Genomic DNA, 18,978 nt, shown 5'->3' on the forward strand with positions numbered 1-18,978 from the left:
TTCGGGTTCGGGTTCGGGTTCGGGTTCGGGTTCGGGTTCGGGTTCGGGTTCGGGTTCGGGTTCGGGTTCGGGTTCGGGTTCGGCAGGTGGCTCCGGCGGGGAAGGCGGCGTGTCAACAGTAGGGTCGCCGCTGCGCGCAGCCTCGCGCTGCATTTCGGCGGCCAGGAACAGCGCCTTGCCCTGCGCCGCAGTCAGATCAGCATAGGCAGAGATCGAAGCGCTGGCATCGAGATTGGCCCGCGCCACTTCATAGGCCGCGCGGATCGCATCCTTATCCGCAGTCGGCGCTATGCCGAGCGCGGACCATGGCCAGATGGATGCGTCCCCTGTGGTCAACGTTTTCCGCTAGTCCACTTCTTCCATGATGGCTTCGGCTTCCGCAGCTGCCTCCATCGCATCCACCATGGCGCCGGACATCATTGCCTCGAGCTGGCCGTCTTCGAGGCCCAGAAGTGCCGAAACCAGCGCCCGATCACGCTCCGCAAGCTGTTCGAACGTGGGGCGCTGAGGTAGCGCTTCGAGTTCTTCCTGCATCGCGGCGAAATCGACCTCCGCAGCCTCGCCCGTGAACCATGGAGAGCTCATCATGGCATTGTAGATCCGCGGATCATTTGAAATCGAAGTCGATTCTCGCGCGTAGGCAATCCCTGAATCTGTGCGGAGAAAGGCCTCGATATCGCCGAGCTGTTCATCGGTGAAACGGATAGCGTAGATTTCAGCCAGCGCCTGCCGCATGGCAGGTGCCATCGCCGCTCTCATTTGCGCAATGTAGTCGCGCATGGCCACAGCCTGTACCTCGTGCCGTTCGCGCCATTGCGGATCGAGGATCGCAACTGCCCGCTCGGCCTTGGAAGGGGCCAGATCGTCGTTGTAATAGGCATAGCCCAGTGCGTCATGCAGCGAGTCCAAGGCATTCGGGGCCGGGTAGTCCGCTTCGCTACCCAACAGTCCGCTCAGAATTCCCATCGGCACGCTGTCGGTGCCACCATCCTGCATCACGATGTCGACCAGACGTGTGGCGGCCGGGAGACGTGCTTCCTGTTCAGGCGTTAGCGGTTCGACCTCGAAGATTAATTCGTTGCCCACGAAGCCTTCCATCGCCATCGCTTCTACCGTCGCCGCTTCGACATCGGCTTCGTCCTGCGCGGCGGCAGGCACACACATGCAGGCCAGCGCCACGGCGGCACCGGCACTCGTCAGCCAATTTGTCATAGTCCAGACCCTCTAGTGCCCCACGCTTTCGCCGCGCTCGAGGCCACTCAGCGCCAGCTGTTCGTCGATCTGACCCATCAGCCGTTCAAGCCCCTCTTCTGTATCACTTTCCGCACGCGCCACCAGCACGTCCTGCGTGTTCGAAGCGCGCAGCAGCCACCAGCCGTCGGGTGTGTTGACGCGCACACCATCGGTGGAATTGACTTCGAAGTGATCGGGCACACCGCCCCCCGTCATGCGCGCCTTCACCTCATCAATCGCGGCAAATTTGCGGCTTTCGTCGACCTGGAAGCGCATTTCCGGCGTGTTGAGCATGGGGGGCATTTCGCCGCGAAGCTGGCTCACCGATTTGCCCAGCCGTGCCGAGGCCGCGATCAGGCGCACGCCAGCATAAAGCGCATCATCAAAGCCATAATAGGTGTCGGCAAAGAATACGTGGCCGCTCATCTCGCCGGCTAGCGGAGAAGAAGTCTCCTTCATTTTGGACTTAATCAGCGAGTGGCCCGTCTTCCACATAAGTGGCTGACCTCCATGCTCTTTTACGTGATCGAACAGCGCGCGGCTGGCCTTCACATCGGCGATAATCGTCGCATTAGGTAGTTTCCCGAGGAGGTCCTCGGCGTAAATCATCAGTAGTTGATCACCCCAGATAACGCGGCCTTCACCGTCGATCGCGCCGATCCGGTCGCCATCGCCGTCAAAGGCAATTCCGAAGTCGAGCGACTTCTCGGCGACCAGGGCCTTCAGGTCTTCCAGGTTCGCCTCAACAGTGGGATCAGGGTGATGGTTGGGAAAGTTTCCGTCGACATCAGTGTAGAGCAAGTGATGCTCACCCGGCAGCTTCGCCGCGAGCTTTTCGAGCGCGGGACCGGCAGCGCCGTTGCCCGCATCCCAGCCGACCTTGAGGCTGGACAGCGCGCCCGCGTCGATTCCGGCAAGCGCGCCGAGCATGCGGTCGACATACTCGTCCAGGATCTCGACTTTCTCGACCGTTCCGGCCCCGTCGACCCAATCGCCGGCGGCGGCCATTTTCCCGAGCGTCTGGATGTCACCGCCGAAGAACGGGCGGCCACGAAATACCATTTTGAAGCCGTTGTAATTGGCGGGATTGTGGCTGCCAGTTATCTGAATGCCGCCGTCCACTTCTTCGGCTGAGGCTTCCGCGTAATAGAGCATCGGGGTCGCCCCCATGCCGATGCAACGGACGTTGCAGCCGGCGGAGGTAAGCCCTTCGACCAGCGCATGTTCGAGCATGGGAGAGCTGACGCGGCCATCATATCCCACCGCCACGAGCGGTACGCGCCTATCGCCAATGTCCCGGACCAGCAGCGTGCCGAAACCGCGACCAATCGCGCGCGCATCATCGGGCCCTAGCGTTTCGCCGATAATGCCACGGATGTCGTATTCACGCAGGACAGTGGGGTGGAAGTTGTAAGCCATTGAGAGGAACCTTTCTTTGGTTCCGCGCTAGCTTACCGCACTTCGTGGGGCAACTCGTCTAACAGCAAATCGCGCGCGGCGTTGGCTTCGTGAACCTGATCATTCGATCCGCCGCGATCCGGATGAACCATGGCTATCAGCCGCTTGTGCGCTTCCACAATTTCCTGCCTGTTTGCATTTGCCTCCACGCCCAGCAGGCGCCGCGCGCGGAAGATCGCCTGATTGCGGGTCGAAACCTTCGGTTCCCACGGCCAACGCCCCATAATCCAGCGGAACAGCAACAGTCCCACACCGATCAGGACGGCAAACCGCATCATTTTCAGGCAGGCTCCTTCGCCGCTTCGGTTGCAGGCAGCGCATCCTTCTTGATCTCGCCCGTAAACGGCATCGGCAAGCGCAGGTTTTGCACCAGATTGCGCAGCTCCTGACGCGCGACAAGGTGGCTGGTGCCCAGTTCACCCAGGTGCCCCTTGTCGAGCAGCGTCAGTCCGCTTGGAAACAGCTCGCGATAGATCACGCGCTCGCTCATGCCCTGCACGGGGCGGAAACCTACGCGCTTGGAAAGTTCGGTCAGCGCCTGGTCGATACGCCGCTGGTTACGCGCATCGGTGTAGCCCGTGCGGTTGCGCACCACGACCCAGTCCATCTCACGCTTGTGCTCTTCCAGCTGCGCGCGGCTGCGTTTGATCCGCGCTTCCCAGATGAGCTCGGCATAGAAGGACAGCTTGCGCACCTTGAAGCTCTCGGCATCGACCTGACCGATCAGGTCAAAATCGACGAAGCTGTCGTTCATCGGAGTGACGAGCGTATCAGCGCTGGCGGCGACGTGGCGAGCGAAGGGATCATCGCGCCCCGGCGTATCGAAGACGAGGAAGTCCATGCCCTCACCAATGCGCGCCGCCTCTTCCTCCAGCGCTTCAATGGTGTCGCCATGACACCTGTCGAAAACAGGGCCCGGCAGAGTAGCATTGCGCCGCTTCTGCGTTTCCGCGCGGTTTTCGCAATAACGGAAGAACGTTGCCTGCCGCGTATCGAGATCGAGCGCCGCGACCTTCGCACCCTGATAGGCGAGCGCCACCGCGACGTGCACTGCCGTGGTCGACTTGCCCGTTCCGCCTTTTTCGTTGGCAAAGACAATACGATGAGGCGTGGTCACTTCGGCTCTTTCTCTTGCAGCGATGCGCGGCTAGCCTGCGCGCAATCAATCTAGCCAAGGCATGCACCCATGCAAACCGTCTCGACAATTGTTAATCTTAGGGAAGCTGTGGATGAATTGCGTAGTCGTAGAAGCGTCGCGCTCGTGCCAACGATGGGCGCGCTGCACGACGGGCACCTGACGCTGATGCGCGAAGCGGCGAAGCATGCCGATCACGTGGTCGCATCGATCTTCGTCAATCCACGCCAGTTTGGACCTAATGAGGACCTCGACGCCTATCCACGCCAGCTTGCCGAGGATTCGGCCAAGCTGGAGGGCGAGGGCGTTGCGCTGCTGTGGCATCCCACGGTCGAGGCGATGTATCCGCAGGGCTATTCCACCAACGTGAGCGTCAGCGGCGTGTCAGCAGGGCTGTGCGGCGGTGATCGCCCTGGCCACTTCGATGGCGTGGCGACAGTGGTGTGCAAACTGTTCAATCAGGTCCGCCCCGATATGGCTTTCTTCGGTGAAAAAGACTGGCAGCAACTTGCAGTGATCCGCCGCATGGCGCGTGATCTTGATCTGAGCTTGCCCCACGTCGATGCGATCCACGGTGTTCCCACCGTGCGCGAGGCAGATGGCCTCGCGATGAGCAGCCGCAACGCCTACCTTTCGCCGGAAGAGCGCGAAGCCGCCGGAACCCTGCCGCGCGCGATGAAAGAGGCGATTGCGCGGATTGTCGAAGGGCAGGAGGTCGCGCCCACGCTCGCCATGCTGGAGGACGAATTGCTGGGCGCGGGCTTTGCCTCCATCGACTATGCCGAGTTACGCGACGCGGATTCGGTCGAGCTGCTCCACGCGAACAACGGTAACGCCCGCCTGTTCGTAGCGGCGCGGATTGGCAAGCCTCGGCTGATCGACAATATGGCGGTCGTATAATGATGCGCGGCGGCACAATCATCGCTGTTCTGGCCGCGCTGATGCTATCGGCCTGCGCAAACGAGGTCGAGGTGGAGCCACCGCCGCGTGTCGAGGACCCTCCGGTCTTCGGTGATCAGATGTCGACCATGCAGGTGCCGCTCGAGATCTCGCTGGACGAGGTCCAGCGCGCGCTCGAACAACGCACTCCGCGGCGGCTTTGGCGGATGAACGAGCGCCGTAGTGACTGCATTCCCGCCACCCGCGTGCGCCCGCTCGGCCTTGAGTTCAACGTCACACCCAATATCGCCTGCACGATCATCGGAGAGGCAAGGCGCGGCAGCATCCGCTTGTCCGGAAGCGGCGACCGGCTGACGATCCGGTTGCCCATTAATGCCACCGTGCGCGCCGAGGATATTGGCGACATCATCAGCGGCGAAACGGCCGATGCATCGGCCGATGTCGTGCTCAATGCCCGCCTTTCCATGACCGAAAACTGGGGCCTGCGCGCCGATCTCGATCTCGACTACGCATGGTCTGAGGAGCCGGGCATCGATTTCCTGGGCCAGCGCATCAACTTTACCAGCAGGGTCGATGAGGAGCTCGACAGCATCATCCGCGATATCGAACGCGAGCTGGAGCGAACCCTCGCGCGCATTTCTGCGCGCCCGCTGGTGGAGGACGCATGGCAAAAGGGCTTTACCACCGTCTCGCTCAACGCGGAGAACCCGCCCGCTTGGCTACGTATCACACCGCAACGGCTCGGCGTTACCGGATACAATGTGCGCGGACGCAATCTGACGGTGAACGTGGCGCTGGAAGCACGCACAGAAACAATGATTGGCGAGCGTCCCGACCCCGCCCAACCCGGACCGCTGCCTACGCTGGCACGCGATTTCGCCGGAAGCGGCATTCAGGTCGCAGTGCCCGTGCTGGTCGATTATGCCCAGCTGGAACCGGTGCTTCTGCGCGAATTGCGCGAGTTCGCGAAAGACGGGATTACCCTGCCACGCGTGGGCATGGTCGATGCCGAGTTTTCAGCCGTCGAGATCTACGCGACGCAGGATCGCAGGCTAGCCGTGGGGATCACCGCGACCGTAACCCCGCGCGAAGGTGTGGCGGCGCGCTATGGCGAGGCGGACGGACAGGTGTGGCTGACTGGAGAGCCGTACAACGCGCCCGACAGCGCCGTGATCGCTATCCGCAATCTCGCCATCCACGGCGATACCGATCGCAACACCGTCGACCTGCTGATCGCATTGCTGGGTGACGAGCAGGTCCGCGCAACCATCGAAGCGGCTCTGGTCGGCGATTTCAGCGCGGATTACGAACGAATCATCGGCGATGCGCGCGAAGCGGTGAGCGAGCTGGAAAGTGGCCCCGTCACACTGAACCTCGAGATCGACGAAGTGCGTCACGGGCGCGTTCGCGCAACGGGCGCGGGGTTGTTCCTGCCGGTAGAAGTGACCGGCAGTGGAAGGTTGCGCGTTAGTTTGTAGGATCTTTGTTTTTCGCCCCGACCTCCGTCAGTGCGTCCTCGCTAGACTATTTGCTTAACCTCAAGCGCCGGCGTTCGCCCTGGCGGGCCGTGCTCCGCAACACGGTAGTTGGCTTACTCCCGGTTCTTGGAACAATCTGTCAGCCTTGCGCTGAAATCGGGCGCGACTAGCGCTCGACAGAGCCCGACTGGGCGACCGCAGGTGCCTCGAAACGAAGGCATCAGCCGAGTGGAGAGAATAGCACCGAGGACGAAAGCGCGGAGGCGCTTTCGAAAAACAAGGATTCCTAAATAACCGAAGGGGATTTTGGAGCGGGTAAGGGGAATCGAACCCCTCTAGCTAGCTTGGAAGGCTAGAGCATTACCACTATGCTATACCCGCACCCGAATGGGCCTGTCAGGCCGGAAGGCCGATTGCCACCAGCATGCCCCCTACGTCAAGCAAGTAAATCAATCGCTGCGGTTTGCGCTGCCTGATGTGCTTGTCGCGCGCGGTGACGGGCTCGTTGCACGGCGGGGCGGAGCGATGCTCAGCTCCACACGGCGGTTCTGGCGGCGGCCCGCTTCGTTCGGCGTACCATCGGGGCGAGCATTGGGTGCGACGGGGTTCTGCTCGCCGAAAGCGATCACCTCGATCCGCTCGTCATCCACGCCATATTCCACCAGCCATGCAGCCACCGCTTCGGCGCGGGCGCGGGAAGAGCGAAGGTTCGCCTGGTCATTGCCGCTCGAATCGGTGTGGCCGCCAAGGATGATCGGCCAGTCCTCGTCCATCGCATCGCTTGAAAGTGCGCTGACCAACAAGCGTTCGCCCGCCCGCGTAAGCTCCGGACCATCAGGGAAAGGAATGGTCGCCGTGAAAGGCTCCGCAGGTTCTTCTGCCGCCTCCTCTTCAGGCGCGATGTCCTCGCGGATGATTGATCCTGTCTCGGTAGGGGCAGGCGAAGGTGTCGGCTCTGCCGCGTCCGTCGCTTCGGCGGTTTGCCCGGCGGCGGGTTCACCATCCGCACCATCGCGGCGCACTTCGCACGCGGATAGCGCCACGGCGAGCGTTAAAATAGCCAGTGCGCGGCTTGCAGGGTTTATGAGGCGGTTTGCCATATCACTTGTCCAAATCATCATGCGGGTTGCGGATCGGGGCTTCCGTCCGCATCGCCCTCTTCATCGTTTGCTTCTGCTGCCTTTGCGCTCTGCTTGGCAACCCTCTCTTCGGAAATCTCGCGCGGGGGCGAGTAGGAAATGATCGAATCGCCCGGCTGCGGTTCGGGTGCGCCGGCATGGGTGAAGAACACCAGTTCGCCGCTCGGTTTGACCAGTAGCAGCATGTTCGCCGCTTCGGGCAGAGTTTCGCGCGCATCGTTGATGTCGAACTGTTCGGAAAGCTTGGTGCGGCGGAAAACCCAGCCCTCTCTTGAGCGTTGCTGCACATCGTCGACACCCCAGCCAGAGGCAAACAGTGCGCGGCCGCGAAGCGAGGCAGGGATGGCGCGGTGATCATCATCGTCGGCACCCTCGCCCAGCTGATAGACCTTGTCAGTACCGATCTCGGGCGCGAATTCGGAGCAGACAAGCGCATTGTACGCCTCGTTATCGGTCGCTGCTACGAGCGACTGGAACGGGGCGAGATCGAGATTGTGCTCGGTCGCCTCGTTCAGGATTTCGCCATGATAAGTCGGCAGGCCGAGACTCCGCGCTGGCTTCAACCGTTGCCACGAAGAATCGACGATCATCACTGGCGTATCCAGCTTGTGCAGCCGCTCCGCCAGCGCGATGGTCCACGGCGTGGCCCCCGCAATCAGCAACCCCGGCCGCGTCGCGCCTTTGACGCCGAGCAGCCGCGCGACGAGATTGACGGTAAAACCGTGCGCAACAATCGTGGCCACAACCACCGCGAAGCTGAGCCCGATCAGGATCGAGCCGTCACCATAGCCGAGCTCGTTCATGCGCAGCGCGAACAGGCCGCTAATCGCCACCAGCACGATTCCGCGCGGGGCAATCCACGCGAGGAAGAACCGCTCGTTCCAAGGGATCGAACTACCCAGCAGCGAAATGAGGATGGTCGCCGGTCGCACAAAGAACAGCAGCGCGAGCAGGAAGAGATACAGCCGTAGCCCCGAAACCTCGAACGGGTTCAGATAGGTCAGCTCGGTCAGGTCGAGCGAAGCGGCGAGCAGGATAAAGATGCCCGAGACCAGCAGGACCGCAATGTTCTGTTTGAACGGATGGATGCTGCGCAGGCTCGACACGTGCATGTTCGCCAGCGCAATGCCCATCACGGTCACAGCCACAAGGCCGGCCTCGTGCTCGATCTTGTTGCAGGCCACGAATATGCCAACGACCACGACAAGCAGCACGGGCACCTTGAGGAATTCGGGCACGTGGCCGCGCGGGAAGCTCCACGCGATCAGTTTGGCCGCCGCCCAGCCGATGACCGCAGAGACGATTGCGACGAAGCCGATCCAGGGGATGACTTCAAACGCCGTGCCGCCATCCTGCGCGGTGGTGCGGAAATATTCGTAGGCCAGCACGGCGCACAGCGCGCCTATGGGATCGTTGACGATCGCTTCCCATTTGAGGAGCGCCGCGGGCCGCTGCTGCACCGATGACTGGCGCAACAGCGGGATCACCACTGTGGGCCCTGTCACGATCAGGATACCCGCAAACAGAATGGCCACCGGCCACACCAGCCCGGCCACGTAATAGGCCGCAAGCGAGCCGAGCAACCAGCCAACAGGCGCGCCTATCAGCACCAGTCGCCCAACGCCGCCGCCGTATTTGCGAAGTTCGCGGAAATCGAGGCTCAGCCCGCCTTCGAACAGAATCAGGGCAACACCGATGCCCACCATCGGTTCGAGCAGGTCGCCAAAGGCACCCACGGGGTCGAGCAGGCGATATCCGAAATAGCCGCACACCGGCCCGGCAATAAAACCGGCCGCCAGCATCAGGACGATAGCGGGCCAGCCCGTTCGCCACGCGAGCCACTGGGCGCCAATGCCAAGCACGCCGACGAGCGCGATAGTGAGCGCCTGTGATTCCATGAAACTCCCCGGGCCGAGGCCCACCTAACCCGCTGCTTTGTTAGCAGATCAATGCGTGAAGAAGTGATTCTTTCCGTAAAATCTTGCGAGGTCGGCTAATGTCCCTCGAACGAGACGACAGCATGGGTGGCAAGCTCCTCTGCCGCCAGCGCCTCCTTGCCGCCGAGTACGGGCAAATCGATGACGAACAGAGCGTCAGTCACAACCGCACCCGCGCGGCGGAGAAGGCGCGTTCCGGCAATCGCCGTGCCGCCGGTAGCGAGCAGATCGTCAACCACCAGCACGCGCTGGCCTTCCTCGATCAGCGTCGGATCGAGCTCCAACCGCGCGGTGCCATATTCGAGCGCATAGTCCTCGCCTAACGTCTCGACAGGCAGCTTCCCGGCCTTGCGCAACGGTATGAAGCCCTTGCCCAGTTCAAGCGCCAGCGCAGTGCCGAAGATAAAGCCGCGCGCCTCGATACCGGCCACCGCATCGGCCTCTAGCCCGGAAGCAATATCGGCGAGCGCTTGCACGCTCGCCGACAATCCCTCGCCATGGGCAAGGAGGGTAGTAATGTCACGAAACTGGATGCCGGACTTCGGAAAGTCCGGGACCGTGCGGATCAGCCCTTTAAGCTGCGACTGATCCAACGGGCAATCAGTCGTCTTCGCGCTTCGGCTTAACTGCGGACCAGACCGACTTCTTGGCGAACCAGGCGAGGATCGTGGCGAACAGCGTGAATGCGAGGATCCACCAACCGGTGCGCTTGCGCTCCATCATCTTCGGCTCGGCCGTCCAGGTCAGGAACGCGGCAACGTCCTGCGACATCTGGTCGACAGTCGCTTCGGGCGCCACGCCGTTCTCGTCCACCGCATAGGTCACCTGACCATCCTGCAGAGGTGCCGGCATGGCAATCGCCAGACCTTCAAAGTACGGATTGAAGTGCAGACCCTCGCCTACCTGGAATTCGGGGAATTCCTCGGTCAGCAGCTCGCCATCTTCATTTGCGTAGGTGGCCATGTCTTCATAACCGGTCAGCAGCGAATAGACATAATTGGTGCCATCACCGCGTGCCTTGGTGATCAGTGACAGGTCAGGCGGCGAGCCGAGGCCAGCATAGGCCACGGGCGGGAAATTGTCGGTTGGCAGACCTGCCGAGCGCGTGACTTCACCGGTGCTCGGATCATAATGCGGGATCTGGTAGCTCTCTGCCTCTGCCTTGATCTGCGCATCCGAGTAGCCGAGATCGGCAAGGTTACGGAAAGCGACATAGCCCAGCGAGTGACAGGCGGCGCAGGCTTCCTTGTAGACCTGATAGCCGCGCTGCAGCTGGGCCTGATCCCAACGGCCGAACGGGCCATCAGAAGCAAAGCCGCCTTCTGGAGCGTGGGGTTCGGCGTGGAAGGCATAGCCAGCTTGCGGCTCCACCTCTTCGGTTGCAGCGGTATAGGCGCCAACGCCGAAAGCAAGCAGCACCACGAAGGTGAAGCCAAGACCAATGAGCATGCCAACAAGACGGATCATGATATTATCTTTCCTCTATGCCGGTTGCTTCAGGCGCCTGCCGGCTCGGCGTTTTCGCCAAGCACAGCCTTCTTGTCCGATCCAAGGACCGCTTCGGTAATCGAGTACGGCAGCGGATCCGGACGCTCGATTGAGGAGACGATCGGCAGGATCACCAGGAAGTGCAGGAAGTAGTATGCGGTCGCGATCTGGCTGATCATCACATAGGGCTCTTCCGCCGGCGCACCCCCGCAGACGAACAGCACCGCCATGCAAGGGATCAGACCGAACCAGAAGAACTTGCGGAACAGCGGGCGGTAGTGGCCGCTGCGCACCGGACCCTTGTCCAGCCACGGCAGGAAGAACCATACCAGGATAGCCGCGAACATCGCCAGCACACCCCACAGCTTCGCCGGAAGGATGAAGTCGAAAGTGAAGGCACGCAGGATCGCGTAGAACGGATAGAAATACCATTCCGGAACGATATGCGCCGGAGTCGAAAGCGGGTTCGCTTCGATGTAGTTATCCGGGTGCCCCAGCACGTTCGGCAGGAAGAACACGAACGCGAAGTAGATCAGCAGGAATACGCCGAGGCCGAAACCGTCCTTCGCCGTGTAGTACGGGTGGAACGGCAGGGTATCGCTTTCCTGCTTTACTTCCACACCGGTCGGGTTGCTCGAACCAGGAATGTGCAGCGCCCAGATGTGCAGGATCACACAGCCGGCGATCACGAACGGCAGCAGATAGTGCAAGCTGAAGAAGCGGTTCAGCGCGGCATTGTCCGGCGCATAACCGCCCAGCAGCCACACCTTGATACTTTCACCCACCAGCGGGATGGCTTCGAACAGGCCGGTGATAACCTGCGCGCCCCAGAAGCTCATCTGGCCCCACGGTAGCACGTAGCCCATGAAGGCAGTCGCCATCATCAGCAGGAAGATGACCACGCCGATCAGCCAGATCATTTCGCGCGGCGGCTTGTACGAAGCGTAGAAAAAGCCGCGGAAGATGTGGATGTAGATCACGAGGAAGAAGAAGCTGGCGCCATTGGCGTGCGCATAACGCATCAGCCAGCCCCAGTTGACGTCGCGCATGATGTGCTCGACCGAAGCGAAGGCCACGCCTGCATCGGCCGCATAATGCATCGCCAGCACAACGCCTGTAACGATCTGCAGCACTAGGCAGAAGCCTGCCAGCACACCGAAATTCCAGAAGTAGGAAAGGTTGCGCGGAACCGGATAGCCAGCGCCTACCGCATTGTAGACAAGGCGCGGAAGCGGCAGCCGTTCGTCGAGGAACTTGGTGAAGCCGTTTTGCGGCGTGTATTCCTTGGCCCAGGGAAAGCTCATGGTTGTCTCTTCCTCGCCTTACCCGATCACGATCGTCGTGTCGGAAGTGAAAGTATAGTCGGGGACCACAAGGTTGGTCGGCGCCGGACCTTTGCGGATGCGCGCTGCGGTATCGTAATGCGAACCGTGGCACGGGCAGAAATAGCCGTTGTATTCGCCCTTGTTCTCACCCGTGGCAGCGCCCAGCGGCACACAGCCGAGGTGCGTACACACGCCCATTACCACCAGCACATCTTCATGGCCGGGCTGGGTGCGATCTTCGAGCGATTCAGGATCACGTAGCGAATCTGTGGCAACCGCGTTGGCTTCATCGATCTCGCCCTGCGTCAGGCGGCGGACGAAAACCGGCTGCTTGCGGAACGAAGCCTTTACGGCCTGACCGACCTGCAGCTCGCTGATGTCGAGCTCTGTCGTGCTGGCCGCAAGCACGTCTGCCGACGGCGACATCTGGCTGACCAGCGGATAGACCATCGCCAGTCCGCCGATGCCGGCGGCCGAAACCGCTGCTATTTCAATAAAGTCACGGCGACGGACACCTTCTTCGGTGCCCGCTTCGCTCGTTTCAGGATTGCCAGTGGTGGTTGCCATATCCCTGCCTTACGTGTCGAACCTGTTGACGGCAGAGCGCCGTCAGCTCGCTAAGAAACCCTTTTTGCCGCAGCTTGCAAGAAATGCATGCGTGGAGCGGCAGCTTGGCGCGGCTGATAGACGAGCAAATCGGCCATGCCAACCCGCCTTTTGCGGGTAATTTCGCAAGAGCCGTTGCGCGGGGCGCATTCGGTCAGGCTGGCGATCAATCCGGAAGCGCAATCAGGCTGAACTGCCGGCCATCGGTCGGTCCCCCTCGATGCGTGGCCCGGCGATAGGAATGAAAACCGCTTTCCCCCGCGTAGGTGTCGATTCGCAAGGCATCGATTTCACCGACCTCTGCCTGCTCCAGCTTGCTGGCAACGTAGCCGGCAAGATCGAACTGCCACTTGTTATTCGTCCCTTCGGTAAAGAAGCGCGCATCTTCTTTGGTGAAGCAATCGCGCATATCGGCGCCAACCTCATAGTTCGCCTGGGCAATGCAGGGACCAATGGCGGCCACGATCCGGCTTCGCCTTGCACCTTGCGCCTCCATCTGGCGAACGGTGTTGGCGATGATCCCGGCCTGCGCCCCGCGCCACCCGGCGTGGGCAGCGGCAATCACACCCGCTTGCTCATCGGCAAAAAGCACCGGCGCGCAGTCCGCCGTCACGATTGCCAGCGCACAGCGCGCGTTGTCGATCACCATCGCGTCTGCCTCCGGCCGATCGCAATCCGGGAAAGGGCGCACCAGCCCAAGCGCCACGGCGGAATGGACCTGCTTCACCCGGGCGACTGGCATGTCGCCAACCGCCAGATGCATATGCCCTGCATCGCTTTGCGCGGCAGTGAGAAAGCCATGCGGTACGCGCAGTGCGGCGGAGCGGATGATATCAGCCAAGGCTACGGCTCACCTGCTCGCTTGTGTCGCGCGACAAGTTGCCCGCAGCCGCGATCCGCTCAAGCTCCGCCTTCATCAGTGCCGAACGCTTGGGCTCGATCCGCCGCCAACGGCCCAGAGGGGTGACAAAGCGCGCCGCCGTTTGCGGATTGATCGGATCGAGCGCGAGGATCAGATCAGCGATCATGCGATAGCCTTCGCCGCTCTCTGCATGGAAGGCCTGCGGGTTGACCGCAAAGCCCATATAGAGCGCCCGCACGCGGTTGGGGTTCTTGAGCGTAAATTGCGGATGCTCGGCCAACGCCTTCACATGCTCCAGCGCATCGGGATGCATGGACATGCTCTGCAGACTGAACCACTTGTCGATCACCAGCGCATTGCCTTGGTAGCGGTTGTAGAAATCCATAAGTGCGCTTGTCCGCTCGAACCCGTCGAGCCCTGCGAGCACCATCAGCGCACCCTGCCGGTCGGTCATGTTGTCCGCGTTCTTGTATTGCTCGGCAGCAATAGCCTTCGCGCGATCGGGATTGCCCGCGGCGAGATAGATCAGCGCCTGCGTCTTCACCTTGCGCGCCCCGCGTGCCTCTGCCGAAAGGTCATAGGCCACCGCACTCGCGCGTTGGTGGAGCGCGACGAAGTCGTCTTCCAGTGCACTCGCAATGGCAGCGCGCAGGGCGCTGCGTTCGGCGTGGATGGCAGCCGGGTCTGCCACCAGCATGGTTTCAGCAAGGTAGCCTTCGCTTGGCAGCACCAGCAATTCGCCGCGCATCAAGTCATCAAGCGCGTCGTCAGCCAGAATCGCAGCCACCGCGCCGGTGATGGCCTCTTCACCGGCGCGTTTGGCCGTATCACTCAGGTCGCCAGCGACCGCCGCCTTGAGGTGACCGACGATCAGATCCTGTAGCGCTTCGTAGCGAGCGAACGGATCGTCATCATGCGCCGCGAGGAACACCAGATCGCTCTGCGAAACCTCGCGTTCGATCACCACTGGCGCGGTGAAGCCGCGATTGATCGATAGTATCGGAGTCTTGGAATATCCAGAAAAGCTGAAGCTCTCTTGAGATTCGTTTAACGTAACTAGCTGTTCGCCGTTATGTTTTTGGGAATCAACATCATAGAGCGCGACTCGTAGCGGAATCGGCATCGGCTGCTTGTCTGGTTGGCCAGGGGTAGGCGGGACCTCCTGCGACAGGTGCAAAGTGGCGGTATCGCCCGCATGTTCGAGCTTGACAGAGACCTTTGGCGTGCCCGCCTGGCTGTACCAGAGGCGGAATTGCGAGAGGTCGAGCCCAGCACCGTCTTCCATCGCCTTGATGAAGTCCTCGCACGTCGCCGCCTCGCCATCGTGGCGGTCGAAATAGAGGTCCGTGCCCGCACGGAACCGCCCTTCACCGCACATGGACCGCATCATGCGGATGACTTCGGCACCCTTGTTGTAGACCGTGGCGGTGTAGAAGTTGGATATCTCGCGGTAGCTGTCCGGGCGGATCGGGTGCGCCAGCGGACCCCCATCTTCGGGAAATTGCGCCCCGCGCAGCACGCGCACATCCTCAATCCGCTTGACCGGCGCGCTGCCCATGTCCTGGCTGAACAGCTGGTCGCGCAGCACGGTGAAGCCTTCCTTCAGGCTCAGCTGGAACCAGTCGCGGCAAGTCACGCGGTTGCCCGACCAGTTGTGGAAGTATTCGTGCGCGATCACGCCTTCGACCCCGTCAAAATCGCCATCGGTGGCGGTTTCGGGATCGGCGAGCACATATTTCGTGTTGAAGACGTTGAGGCCCTTGTTCTCCATCGCTCCCATGTTGAAATCGCTCACCGCGACAATGTTGAACAGGTCGAGATCGTATTCGCGGCCGAACACCTCCTCATCCCAACGCATAGATTTCTTGAGCGATTCCATCGCGTGGCCGGTCCGCTCAAGATCGCCTTCACGGACATAGATGTTGAGCGCGACTTCACGGCCGCCACAAGTGGTGAAGCTATCCGAATTGGCGACAAGATCGCCCGCAACCAATGCAAACAGATAGGAGGGCTTGGGCCAAGGGTCGTGCCACTCGGCCCAGTGCATGCCATCCTCTCCTTCGCCCTGCGCTTCGAGATTGCCGTTGCACAGAAGGACAGGGAACTGCGCCTTCGACCCACTCATCCGCACGCGGTAGGTCGAGAGAACGTCAGGACGATCAGGGAAGAAGGTGATGCGGCGGAAGCCCTCCGCCTCGCATTGGGTGCAGAGCATGCCTTCAGAGGCATAGAGCCCCATCAGCGTTGTGTTCTCAGACGGATTGATCTGTGTTGTGATGCGGAGCTCGTGCGTCTCGCCAGCCAGCGGAATGATCAGATCATCGCCGTCCATTGACCAGTCACTCGCCATCTCGCCATCGACCTGCACCGAAAGCGGCTCAAGCGTATCGCCGTTCAGGCGGATGGTGGGTGACGCGTCCGCCTTGGCATTGCGTGTGACGGTGAGCGTAGAAACAACGCGCGTTGCCTCCAGCCCCAGATCAAACTCCAGCGCAATTTCGGGCACCAGCCAGGGGAAGGGCTTGTAATCCTCTCGCCTGATCTCGACCGGTTCCTGCGGCGTGGGCGCAGCGTCAGCCATTTCGGGGTTGCCATCGGGGGCGGAGGGGGTGCGTGCAATATCCATAAGGCGAAACTGGGGCTTTCTCTTGGGCGTGTCGAGTGGCTAAACGCTCGACATGGCAAATCTGTTCATATTTGGCCTCGGTTACACCGCGAAACGCGTCAAGGCGCAGGCCGTGGCTCTTGGCTGGAAAGTGTCCGCCACCGGCAGTGATGGTGATGTGGACTTTACTGACAATACCGCCGTGACGTCAGCTCTGAAGAGCGCAGAATACGTACTGTCCTCGGTCCCACCGCGCGATGAGGCCGACCCGGTACTAAGCACTTACGGCCATGCGCTGGCTGGCAAACGGCTCGGCTATCTCTCCTCCACTGGCGTCTATGGCGATGCCGGCGGAGCGTGGGTCGATGAAGGCTCGCCAACGGGAACGGGCCGACGCACTGCGCGCGCGGAGTGCGATGCGCTGTGGCTGGAACGCCGCGCGCATGTGTTCCGCTTGCCGGGCATCTACGGGCCGGGCCGGAGCGCTTTCGACCGAATACGAAGCGGCAAGGCCCATCGCATCGACTTGCCAGGACAGGTGTTCAGCCGCGTGCACGTGGAAGACATTGCCAGCGGCGTGGCCGCGGCGATGAGTAGCGATGCACCTTCGGGGGCCTACAACCTCGGCGATGATCTGCCGTGCAGCCAGAACGAGCTGATCGAACATGCCTGCGCGCTTCTCGGGCAAGAACCCCCACCGCTGCAAACGATGGAGGAGGCAGGCCTCTCCGAAATGGCGCGCGGTTTCTATGCCGAGAACCGCCGCGTTGCGAACGGCAAGGCGAAGCGCGTGCTCGGCTGGCAGCCGCAGTTTCCTACCTACCGCAAAGGTCTCAGAAGTTTGCTCTAGTCCGCGTCGTGCCGCAGGCTACCGGATTGCTGGACCTGCACGCTCTTCTGCCGCCTCGCCCGCAATGCCAGCACCATTCCCACCACCGCAAGCACCATCCCGAGCGCCGTCGTCACGGTCCACTGATAGCCTTCAAGTAGCGTCGACAGCAGCATGGCGACCGAGATTGTGACGATGGAATTATAGGCCGTCCGCCCAGCCCCGATCTCTCGCACCAGATTGTAGTGTAGCGGGAAGGTGATCACCGTGCCGATCAGCGCGAGATAGACGATCCCCATCCAGTATTCGGGACGCGAAGGCAGCGGCGGCGGCCCTGTGGTAACGAAAGCAAAGACGATGTCGAACAAAGTGCCGTAGACCATCGCCCAAGCAAGCAAGCTGACCATCGGTACCGCGCGCCCGGTCGGGTTGGCCTGCACCACATTGGCAAATGAGGCTGCCAAAATTCCGAGCAAGGCGAGAAAAATGCCCAGCCCGACATTGCCGCCTATCACACCCGCATCGGGGTTGGCCTGCCATTCGTGCCAGAGCAGGAAGGAGACGCCGACAATCGCCACCATGCTCCCGATCACGAAGCCGCCTTGCACCCTCTCACCCAGGAATATCCGCCCGAATATCGCGTTGGGAACCATCAGCAGCGCGAACATCATCGCGACGATGCCGGAGGTGACATAGAGCTCGGCGTGATAGACGAAGAGGAAGTTGCCGGCGAACTGGAAGAGCCCGACCAGCGCCGCAAGCAGATGCTCGGGCCGCGTCAAGCGAAGCCGTCGCTTCATCAGCATGGCGACGAGGAACAACGCCGGGGTCGCAATCGCAAAGCGATAGGCCACTGACCAAGCGGCGGGCACACCGTCGATCTGTCCGGTGATCACATACCAGGTCGAACCCCAGATCGTGCCGGTCAGCAGGAACGGGACAATGACGCGCCAGCTGAGCATGCTGGCCTGCTGTGTGCTCATAACGCGGATATCGCCTTGGCCAGTGCGGCGGCATGATCGGGATCGGTCGCCCAGCTGGTCACCAGCCGCACGCACGCGTCGTCCCAGTCGTAGAAGGCAAAGCCCTGGTCGCGCAGTGCCTTGCGCTCTTCCTGTGTCATGCGAACGAATAGCTCGTTGATCTCGTGCGGATGGACAAGCCGGTCACCCGCGCCCTCTGCGATCACGCCCGCGACGGTGTTTGCAGCACGCGCATTGTCCAGCCACAGATCATTGTCGAGCATTGCGAGCACCTGCGCCGCCATAAAGCGGCCCTTGCTTTGCAGATGGCCCGCGCGTTTGCGTCGCCAGCGGACCAGCTCGGCCCTCTCGGGATCGAAGAACACGATGGCCTCGGCATTCATCGCGCCGTTCTTGACGCAGCCAAAGCTCAGCGCCTGTGCAGGGCCAACCGCCTCTGCCGGTGCGCAGTCCAGAAAGGCCGCCGCATTGGCAAAGCGCGCGCCGTCCATGTGCAAGCCAAGGCCGCTATCATTGGCTAACATGCCAACCGCCGCCAGTTCTTCCGGACGGTAGACAAGGCCATATTCGCTCGCCTGCGTAATCGACACGGCATGCGCGGGCACCTGATGCACGCCGCGCGTAATCCCGGCGAGCACGTGCTCGATATCCGCAGGCGTCAGCTTAGCGCCCTCACCCTCGGCCAGCAGCAGCTTTGCACCGTGGAGGTAGAACCCTGCTGCCCCGCATTCGTCCATTTCGACATGTGCCTCTTCGTGGCAGACGACACCACCGTGCGGCTCCACCATCGTCGCCAGCGCGAGGCAATTGGCCGCCGTGCCTGTGGCCACCCACAGCGCCGCGCATTCGCGCCCGAACAGCGCGGAGAAACGCGCATCGAGCTCGCGGCTCAGTGCATCGGTATCGTACGGCGTATCGGGCGCGTCGGCAGCCCGCATGGCTTGCCAGACCTTGGGATGCACGGGAGCGGCATTATCTGAAAGAAACTGCATAGTGGAAC

General features: G+C 61.7%; 17 protein-coding genes, 1 tRNA gene and 1 pseudogene. 3 read left to right on the plus strand and 16 right to left on the minus strand.

The annotated features are described in order from the left end of the window. The 5 genes and pseudogenes from OOZ52_RS09835 to OOZ52_RS09855 all read right to left on the minus strand — a co-directional run. Positions 1 to 336, minus strand: a pseudogene (locus tag OOZ52_RS09835) (hypothetical protein); the annotation flags it as partial. A gap of 9 nt (positions 337 to 345) precedes the next feature. Further along, positions 346 to 1,212 (minus strand): hypothetical protein, encoded by an 867-nt coding sequence (locus OOZ52_RS09840; protein WP_274698348.1) that lies wholly within the window; start codon positions 1,210 to 1,212, stop codon positions 346 to 348. Positions 1,213 to 1,224: 12 nt separating this feature from the next. Continuing rightward, complete coding sequence (gene pgmG / locus OOZ52_RS09845; RefSeq protein WP_274698349.1) at positions 1,225 to 2,652, minus strand: phosphoglucomutase/phosphomannomutase PgmG; 1,428 nt, start codon at positions 2,650 to 2,652, stop codon at positions 1,225 to 1,227. A 32-nt stretch (positions 2,653 to 2,684) separates the two neighbouring features. Then, entirely contained in the window at positions 2,685 to 2,969 is a 285-nt protein-coding gene (locus OOZ52_RS09850; RefSeq protein ID WP_274698350.1) for a J domain-containing protein, read from the minus strand. A 2-nt stretch (positions 2,970 to 2,971) separates the two neighbouring features. Further along, positions 2,972 to 3,808: a division plane positioning ATPase MipZ gene (locus OOZ52_RS09855; RefSeq protein ID WP_274698351.1), complete on the minus strand. Its 837-nt coding sequence runs from the start codon at positions 3,806 to 3,808 to the stop codon at positions 2,972 to 2,974. 69 nt (positions 3,809 to 3,877) lie between these two features. On the opposite strand from OOZ52_RS09855, the gene panC reads away from it, so the two are divergent. Beyond that, entirely contained in the window at positions 3,878 to 4,726 is an 849-nt protein-coding gene (panC, locus tag OOZ52_RS09860) for a pantoate--beta-alanine ligase (protein WP_274698352.1), read from the plus strand. Further along, on the plus strand, positions 4,726 to 6,204 hold the full coding sequence (locus OOZ52_RS09865) for a DUF4403 family protein (RefSeq protein ID WP_274698353.1): 1,479 nt from the start codon (positions 4,726 to 4,728) through the stop codon (positions 6,202 to 6,204). Before panC ends, OOZ52_RS09865 begins: the two co-directional genes overlap by 1 nt. 307 nt (positions 6,205 to 6,511) lie before the next feature. Here the strand turns inward: OOZ52_RS09865 and OOZ52_RS09870 are convergent. The 9 genes from OOZ52_RS09870 to pepN form a co-directional block, all read right to left on the minus strand. Next, positions 6,512 to 6,585 (minus strand) — tRNA-Gly (locus OOZ52_RS09870). Positions 6,586 to 6,653: 68 nt separating this feature from the next. Next, entirely contained in the window at positions 6,654 to 7,304 is a 651-nt protein-coding gene (locus OOZ52_RS09875; protein ID WP_274698354.1) for an OmpA family protein, read from the minus strand. A gap of 17 nt (positions 7,305 to 7,321) precedes the next feature. Further along, positions 7,322 to 9,241 (minus strand): cation:proton antiporter, encoded by a 1,920-nt coding sequence (locus tag OOZ52_RS09880; protein WP_274698355.1) that lies wholly within the window; start codon positions 9,239 to 9,241, stop codon positions 7,322 to 7,324. Positions 9,242 to 9,336: 95 nt separating this feature from the next. Further along, complete coding sequence (locus tag OOZ52_RS09885; protein WP_274698356.1) at positions 9,337 to 9,873, minus strand: adenine phosphoribosyltransferase; 537 nt, start codon at positions 9,871 to 9,873, stop codon at positions 9,337 to 9,339. Positions 9,874 to 9,880: 7 nt separating this feature from the next. Next, the gene (locus tag OOZ52_RS09890) at positions 9,881 to 10,747 is read right to left on the minus strand and encodes a cytochrome c1 (RefSeq protein WP_274698357.1); all 867 of its coding nucleotides are present in this window, start codon (positions 10,745 to 10,747) and stop codon (positions 9,881 to 9,883) included. Positions 10,748 to 10,776: 29 nt separating this feature from the next. Further along, complete coding sequence (locus OOZ52_RS09895; RefSeq protein ID WP_274698358.1) at positions 10,777 to 12,072, minus strand: cytochrome b; 1,296 nt, start codon at positions 12,070 to 12,072, stop codon at positions 10,777 to 10,779. Between the two features lie 18 nt (positions 12,073 to 12,090). Further along, positions 12,091 to 12,660, minus strand: coding sequence for a ubiquinol-cytochrome c reductase iron-sulfur subunit (gene petA / locus OOZ52_RS09900; RefSeq protein ID WP_274698359.1), 570 nt, complete (start codon positions 12,658 to 12,660; stop codon positions 12,091 to 12,093). Positions 12,661 to 12,865: 205 nt separating this feature from the next. Beyond that, positions 12,866 to 13,540: a peptidoglycan editing factor PgeF gene (gene pgeF / locus OOZ52_RS09905; RefSeq protein WP_274698360.1), complete on the minus strand. Its 675-nt coding sequence runs from the start codon at positions 13,538 to 13,540 to the stop codon at positions 12,866 to 12,868. Then, positions 13,533 to 16,187, minus strand: a complete 2,655-nt coding sequence (gene pepN, locus OOZ52_RS09910) for an aminopeptidase N (protein WP_274698361.1) — start codon at positions 16,185 to 16,187, stop codon at positions 13,533 to 13,535. The genes pgeF and pepN overlap by 8 nt, the downstream gene beginning before the upstream one ends. Before the next feature lie 52 nt (positions 16,188 to 16,239). Here pepN and OOZ52_RS09915 point away from each other — a divergent pair, with 52 nt between their 5' ends. Continuing rightward, on the plus strand, positions 16,240 to 17,016 hold the full coding sequence (locus OOZ52_RS09915) for an SDR family NAD(P)-dependent oxidoreductase (RefSeq protein WP_274698362.1): 777 nt from the start codon (positions 16,240 to 16,242) through the stop codon (positions 17,014 to 17,016). Here the strand turns inward: OOZ52_RS09915 and OOZ52_RS09920 are convergent. Then, positions 17,013 to 17,978, minus strand: a complete 966-nt coding sequence (locus tag OOZ52_RS09920) for a DMT family transporter (protein ID WP_274698363.1) — start codon at positions 17,976 to 17,978, stop codon at positions 17,013 to 17,015. The genes OOZ52_RS09915 and OOZ52_RS09920 overlap by 4 nt on opposite strands. Then, positions 17,975 to 18,970, minus strand: a complete 996-nt coding sequence (locus OOZ52_RS09925; protein ID WP_274698364.1) for a threonine aldolase family protein — start codon at positions 18,968 to 18,970, stop codon at positions 17,975 to 17,977. Before OOZ52_RS09925 ends, OOZ52_RS09920 begins: the two co-directional genes overlap by 4 nt. Positions 18,971 to 18,978 lie beyond the last annotated feature (8 nt).

The organism is Aurantiacibacter sp. D1-12 (genome assembly GCF_028858515.1).
Lineage (GTDB): Bacteria > Pseudomonadota > Alphaproteobacteria > Sphingomonadales > Sphingomonadaceae > Alteraurantiacibacter.

Coding starts and splice junctions, on each gene's coding strand:
- OOZ52_RS09880 (WP_274698355.1), bottom strand. CDS start 9,241: ATGGAATCACAGGCGCTCACTATCGCGCTCGTCGGCGTGCTTGGCATT.
- OOZ52_RS09925 (WP_274698364.1), bottom strand. CDS start 18,970: ATGCAGTTTCTTTCAGATAATGCCGCTCCCGTGCATCCCAAGGTCTGG.
- OOZ52_RS09840 (WP_274698348.1), bottom strand. CDS start 1,212: ATGACAAATTGGCTGACGAGTGCCGGTGCCGCCGTGGCGCTGGCCTGC.
- petA (WP_274698359.1), bottom strand. CDS start 12,660: ATGGCAACCACCACTGGCAATCCTGAAACGAGCGAAGCGGGCACCGAA.
- OOZ52_RS09875 (WP_274698354.1), bottom strand. CDS start 7,304: ATGGCAAACCGCCTCATAAACCCTGCAAGCCGCGCACTGGCTATTTTA.
- OOZ52_RS09865 (WP_274698353.1), top strand. CDS start 4,726: ATGATGCGCGGCGGCACAATCATCGCTGTTCTGGCCGCGCTGATGCTA.
- OOZ52_RS09895 (WP_274698358.1), bottom strand. CDS start 12,072: ATGAGCTTTCCCTGGGCCAAGGAATACACGCCGCAAAACGGCTTCACC.
- OOZ52_RS09920 (WP_274698363.1), bottom strand. CDS start 17,978: ATGAGCACACAGCAGGCCAGCATGCTCAGCTGGCGCGTCATTGTCCCG.
- pgmG (WP_274698349.1), bottom strand. CDS start 2,652: ATGGCTTACAACTTCCACCCCACTGTCCTGCGTGAATACGACATCCGT.
- OOZ52_RS09890 (WP_274698357.1), bottom strand. CDS start 10,747: ATGATCCGTCTTGTTGGCATGCTCATTGGTCTTGGCTTCACCTTCGTG.
- panC (WP_274698352.1), top strand. CDS start 3,878: ATGCAAACCGTCTCGACAATTGTTAATCTTAGGGAAGCTGTGGATGAA.
- OOZ52_RS09915 (WP_274698362.1), top strand. CDS start 16,240: ATGGCAAATCTGTTCATATTTGGCCTCGGTTACACCGCGAAACGCGTC.
- OOZ52_RS09850 (WP_274698350.1), bottom strand. CDS start 2,969: ATGATGCGGTTTGCCGTCCTGATCGGTGTGGGACTGTTGCTGTTCCGC.
- pepN (WP_274698361.1), bottom strand. CDS start 16,187: ATGGATATTGCACGCACCCCCTCCGCCCCCGATGGCAACCCCGAAATG.